Below are 5,632 nucleotides of genomic sequence, written 5' to 3'. Positions count from 1 at the left end.
TCACAAAAGTGGCCTGATGACCTCTTGGAATGTAACGTTCAATCCTTTGCCTTCATTTTGATAACTGGATTACATTGCTGCACATTAGCTTCACTAGCATTGGGGCTCATACCTTCAAAGAATCTCATTACCCAAGCACTACTTCAAGGGAAAAAGGTGTACCTGTTACAAGAAGGTCTTGAGCATCGGCAATTCCACCGTACAGCTCCAGCTCATTTATATGATCTGTATCAATCATACGAGCAGAAGCTTGTTTCCTTTGGAGTGACTTTGATCAATAAAGTAGACATTCATCTGCTTGGTCAGGAAAAGCGCCATCTGGAAAGACCCATAACGCAGTCAATTTGCCAAAGGTCCTCTGAACACTTGGATTCAAATTGTGAGGGAAAGCATGATTTACATGTGAATGAGGCAAGTAATTTAGTAGATGCCGCAGAAAAAGTATGGCATATAGAGCAGAGGGTCATATCTGAATCTGTATTAAAAAAGCTATGCTTATTAGGGGCTCAATCGTTTACCATTTTACCAAATGCCATCTTAACTCCACTAGCTAAAGATTTTGTACGTATGAATCAGCTTACTGTCAAGAAAACAAAACAGGAGGGCAAACCTGTATGATTATCGGAAAAGTCATTGGTAACGTTTGGGCCACAAGAAAAGATGCAAAATTAGATAGTCTGAAACTGATGATTGTCTCTCCCTCCGAAATTTTTGGTGGTGAACCAGCTAAGACCTTTGTAGCTGCGGATGGTGCAGGCTCTGGTATTGGTGATTTGGTATTGGTAACGAAGGGCGGTTCGGCAAGAGCGGCTTTTGATCAAGTCAAAGCACCCATTGATGCGACGATCGTTGGTATTATTGACAGCTATGAGCTAAGAGACTCGTGTAAGGAGGACAGTGTATGAGTATTAATGAAATTATCATTTATATTATGGTAATCTTCATGGTCTTGGGAGCAATTGATAAATGCTTGGATAATAAATTTAATTTAGGGGATAAATTCGAGGAAGGAATTATGGCGATGGGATCGCTCACACTTGCCATGGTGGGAGTTATTTCGCTGGCACCTGTGTTAGCGACGTTGTTAAAGCCGATCGTTGTGCCTATCTATACGGCATTAGGCGCTGATCCAGCCATGTTTGCCACCACCTTGCTCGCTAATGACATGGGAGGATATCCGCTAGCCATGCAGATGGCAAGCAATCCGGAAGCAGGACGCTTTGCCGGTATAATTCTTGGCTCCATGCTTGGCCCTACTATTGTATTTACCATTCCTGTTGCACTTGGCATTATTGAAAGAGAGGATCGTAAATACCTTGCTACCGGGGTGCTAGCTGGAATCATGACAATTCCGATTGGTTGCTTAGTAGGTGGATTGGTTGCTGGCTATGATCTTGGGATGATTTTGCGTAATTTAGTTCCTATCATTCTAGTAGCATTAATTATTGGAGTTGGGCTATGGCTAGTCCCGAATGGGATGATAAAGGGCTTTAGTGTTTTTGGCAAAGGAGTCGTTATTATTATTACGCTGGCACTAGCGGCTATCATTATTGAGACCTTAACAGGAGTGGTTATTATTCCCGGGATGACTCCTATTTGGGATGGCATTGAAATCGTAGGTTCTATTGCTATCGTACTTGCGGGAGCATTTCCAATGGTATATGTCATTACTAAAGTTTTCCAAAAACCATTACTTAAGCTAGGCTCATTACTTGGTATGAATGATAAAGCGGCCGCAGGGCTAGTAGCATCTCTAGCCAACAACATACCGATGTTTGGCATGCTAAAAGAAATGGATTCAAGGGGAAAGATCATAAATATCGCCTTTGCAGTTAGTGCTTCTTTCACCTTTGGGGATCATTTAGGGTTTACGGCTGGTATAGAAAAAGATCTTATTTTTCCAATGATCGTAGGGAAACTAGTGGGTGGAATCACCGCAGTGCTAGTAGCTATTCTGATTGCTTCCAAATCAAAGCTAACTGCTGAAAGTGAGGAAAAATAAATGCAACATGATACAGCATCTCTTGAAGCGTTAGTTCGTAAAATTGTTTTGGAAAAGCTTACACAGCTTAACCAATCACCTGATGAGATAGATAAGAAGATTGATCCAAGCGGTGTAATGTCTGTTAAATTGAACTCGTTGAAATTGGAGCCTTTTGATACGGGAAAAGCAGGCGATCGCGTATATTTAAAAGATGCGTTAGATTTACAGGAGAGCCCTCGGCTTGGCTGTGGATTGATGGAAATGAAAGAAACGACATTCGATTGGACTTTAAAATATGATGAAATTGATTATATCATAGAAGGAACACTAGAAATTGTAATCAATGGTCGTCGCATTATCGGACATGCAGGCGATATTATTCTCATTCCCAGAAATACAAGCATTCAGTTCTCCGTACCAGCCTATGCAAAGTTTTTATATGTTACGTATCCAGCAAATTGGCAGCAGCTTGAATGATGAAAAGAAGAGGATCGGTAGCCGGTAGTCCTTAGTCAAGGCATCGATCTTTCTTTGGTTTTAAAAGACTGAATTTTCGGTTTATTGTTAATGATACAAAACGTATAGTTATACAAAAGCAGGAATAGACATAATGTGCCGAAAGCATGAATCTGTAAGAAGAACTCTTTTTTGAAAGAACAGGGTTTCTCAAAAGGAGGTTGTTTTTTTATGATACAGCCAATGCTAGACCGCTTGGACCAGCTTTATCCTGAATTAGTTGAATTTCGCCGAGATTTACACATGTATCCGGAGCTTTCCTTCCAAGAAGTAAATACGCCTATAAAAATAGCTGATTATTTACGCCAAATTGGACTTGAGGTAAAAACGGGAGTAGGCGGTAATGGGGTACTTGGAGTTCTAAAAGGTGGAAAGCCAGGAAAAACGGTTGCTTTGCGTGCTGATTTTGACGCTCTGCCCATTCAGGATGAAAAGGATGTCATATATAAATCACGGGTACCAGGGGTGATGCATGCATGCGGTCATGATATTCACACAGCGGGTTTACTTGGTGTCGCTAAGGTTCTGAGCGAGTATCGTGACGAGTTATCCGGGACTGTGATTTTTATTCACCAGTTTGCAGAAGAATTATTGCCAGGTGGTGCAGTTTCAATGATTGAAGCGGGATGCCTTGATGGTGTAGATGTTATTTACGGTGCCCACGTTTCATCAGATGAGCCTGTAGGAGTTGTTGGAGTAAAATCGGGTTATATGATGGCCGCGGCAGATTCATTTTATATTGAGATAACGGGTAAGGGAGGTCATGGCGCGTATCCACATAAAGCGATTGATCCGCTAGTGATTGGAAGTCAACTGGTATTAAACCTACAGCAAATTGTTAGTAGACGGATTGATCCTCTTCAAGCCGCAGTGTTAACAGTGGGTAGCTTTCACGCGGGTCAAGCGTTTAATGTCATACCACAAAGCGTTACTTTATCAGGAACGGTACGTACCTTTGATGAAAATGTTCGCCAAAGGATTGAAACCTCACTTGAACAAATTACCAAAACGACCTGTGAAGGGGCGGGGGCAACGTTTACAATCGACTATGAACGGGGCTATCCAGCCGTATGTAACGATGAGACAGAGACAGAGCGTATTCATCAGCTTGCCAAGCTTTTAGTAGGTGAGGAGCATACAGAGATACTAGAGGCTCGAATGGGTGCGGAGGATTTTGCTTATTATCTCCAAAAAATACCTGGCACATTCTTTTATGTAGGAGGGCGAAACCCAGACATTCAGGCGACTTATCCACATCACCACCCAATGTTTGACGTAGATGAACGCTCTATGCTTGTGGCTGGCAAGCTCTTTATTTCTGCGGTTATGAATTATCTGACTGAGGGGAGGGTACTGCCGAAGTCACAGGAAGCGAAGGTGGGATTAGAGAAATAGGGTCTTGAGCATAGCGAGGATTGTGAATCCTTCTTAATCGAAATCAATGAGGTGTACATTAAAAGGGGGTCTTATTCTTCTCAAGGCAAAAAATGTTTCCTAAATTCCTGATAAGCTCATTTGTTTATATTAGCTCCTTACATGAGGTGGCTTTTGTGCAACAAATGGGCTTTTTTCTATGCAATCACATAAGTAAATTCTGTAGGGCTTCTGATTTGAACGGAGCATAGCTATGTGAGTTAAATTACATTTTTATTTGTCTGATAGAAAATAATCCGTAAAACGTTAGGAATCATCCGTTTACAGGCGGAACAGCATTTACATTTTATTGATAATAAATACAGATTTGAATAATAGGGAGGCGGTCAGAGCTAAATGGGGCAAAAGCTGCTCATAGATGCACAAAAAGGTAACAGCAAAAGAGGTCATTCTCTTATGTTGTAGAGTCTCTTTGATGTAATTGCGACGAATGCTGCAAGAATTACAAGTACTAATGGAGGCGGTTATATGGAACCGAAACGTGTTATTTTCTTGTCATTAATGATTTGTTATATCGGCCTAGGAGTCATTAATCCGGTGCTGGCTCCATTAATTCGAGAGATGGGCCTCGATGAAATGCATGCAGGCTGGATCATTTCAGCTTCCGCCCTCATCTTGTTACTTGGTGCTCCTATATGGGGGAAGCAAAGTGATCGGTTCGGTCGCAAACCGATTATGATTATTGGTTTGGTTGGGTTTACGTTTAGTTTGGTGCTATTTGCTTGGCTCTCTTGGATTGGTTTACAGGGGAGAACAGAGCTGACTTTGCTTTTTATCCTATTGTTGTTTTCACGGATGCTGTTCGGTCTGTTTTTCCCCGCAATGACTTCCTCCGGGCAGGCACTGATGGCCGATTTAACTTTGTTGCATGAACGCTCAGCGGGAATGGCGATGATTGGTGCGGCGAGTGGTATTGGTTTTCTGATCGGTCCCGCCATGGGGGCAGCATTATCAGGGATTCATCTCCTGTTTCTCATTGTTGTTGCTGCTGTTCTATCATTATTTGCTGCGCTTTTGGTGTATGTACGTATTCCGCGTTTTACACCAAAGTCATCTGGTAAAACAAACAAGCTTAATCTACGCAAGCCAGGTATACGGCCTTATTTATTGATTGCCTTGTGTATGATGAGCGCCATTGTTATGCTACAGGTGACAGCAGGCTTTTATGTCCAGGATAAATTTGGATTAAATTACGCAGATACAGCGCTGTGGGTTGGAATCAGTTTGTTTTGCGTCGGTTTTATGATGGCATTGGTCCAAATGGTAGTCATTCGGAAACGCTCCTTCATGCCGCGTACCTTGCTTCGTATCGGTCTGCCGATACTGGGGGGAGGTCTGCTGCTTCTTGTTTTCATTAACAATTTATTCAGTTTCGTCCTCGCTTTTTTACTACTGGGTGTTGGAGGCGGATTCGCCATGCCTGGTTATATAGCAGGTGTTTCGTTGGCATCAGGAGAAGAGGAACAGGGGGCAGCAGCAGGCTTGACTACGGCGGCAACAGGGGTGGGCTCTTTTGTAGCACCGATTGCTGGAACGGCATTATACCGAATTCAGCCGGAAGCTCCTTATTGGGTAGGGTTCCTTGTAGTTGCGTTATTGACGATTTATGTCTGGAGTACGCATCGTGGACTTGTGGTCGAACCAATCGTGGTCGAGAACAACTAGTGATATCGGCAAGTAAAAGAGAAATGGTGGAAT

6 protein-coding genes are annotated in these 5,632 nt (G+C 42.6%); all 6 read left to right on the top strand.

The genetic code is table 11. The annotated features are described in order from the left end of the window. The coding region (locus AYJ08_RS03390) for a hypothetical protein (RefSeq protein WP_064016590.1) at nucleotides 1-618 on the top strand (618 nt) is incomplete at its 5' end. Then, nucleotides 615-905: a EutN/CcmL family microcompartment protein gene (locus AYJ08_RS03385; protein WP_064016589.1), complete on the top strand. Its 291-nt coding sequence runs from the start codon at nucleotides 615-617 to the stop codon at nucleotides 903-905. The genes AYJ08_RS03390 and AYJ08_RS03385, both read left to right, overlap by 4 nt. Continuing rightward, nucleotides 902-2,002: an ethanolamine utilization protein EutH gene (eutH, locus tag AYJ08_RS03380; protein ID WP_064016588.1), complete on the top strand. Its 1,101-nt coding sequence runs from the start codon at nucleotides 902-904 to the stop codon at nucleotides 2,000-2,002. The genes AYJ08_RS03385 and eutH overlap by 4 nt, the downstream gene beginning before the upstream one ends. Then, entirely contained in the window at nucleotides 2,003-2,461 is a 459-nt protein-coding gene (locus tag AYJ08_RS03375) for a cupin domain-containing protein (protein WP_031415183.1), read from the top strand. 210 nt (nucleotides 2,462-2,671) lie between these two features. Beyond that, nucleotides 2,672-3,895, top strand: a complete 1,224-nt coding sequence (locus AYJ08_RS03370; RefSeq protein ID WP_064016587.1) for a M20 metallopeptidase family protein — start codon at nucleotides 2,672-2,674, stop codon at nucleotides 3,893-3,895. Between the two features lie 507 nt (nucleotides 3,896-4,402). Next, nucleotides 4,403-5,599, top strand: coding sequence for an MFS transporter (locus tag AYJ08_RS03365; RefSeq protein ID WP_064016586.1), 1,197 nt, complete (start codon nucleotides 4,403-4,405; stop codon nucleotides 5,597-5,599). Nucleotides 5,600-5,632: the final 33 nt, after the last annotated feature.

Origin of the sequence: Brevibacillus sp. SKDU10, from assembly GCF_001645205.1 — a bacterium.
Classification (GTDB): domain Bacteria; phylum Bacillota; class Bacilli; order Brevibacillales; family Brevibacillaceae; genus Brevibacillus_B; species Brevibacillus_B halotolerans.
The sequence above is the reverse complement of the archived record's forward strand: the minus strand, read 5'-3'. Positions and strand labels throughout refer to the sequence as shown.

Bases quoted from the DNA above. Each gene is read 5' to 3' on its own strand.
- AYJ08_RS03365 (WP_064016586.1), top strand. From the start codon at position 4,403: ATGGAACCGAAACGTGTTATTTTCTTGTCATTAATGATTTGTTATATC.
- AYJ08_RS03375 (WP_031415183.1), top strand. From the start codon at position 2,003: ATGCAACATGATACAGCATCTCTTGAAGCGTTAGTTCGTAAAATTGTT.
- AYJ08_RS03385 (WP_064016589.1), top strand. From the start codon at position 615: ATGATTATCGGAAAAGTCATTGGTAACGTTTGGGCCACAAGAAAAGAT.
- eutH (WP_064016588.1), top strand. From the start codon at position 902: ATGAGTATTAATGAAATTATCATTTATATTATGGTAATCTTCATGGTC.
- AYJ08_RS03370 (WP_064016587.1), top strand. From the start codon at position 2,672: ATGATACAGCCAATGCTAGACCGCTTGGACCAGCTTTATCCTGAATTA.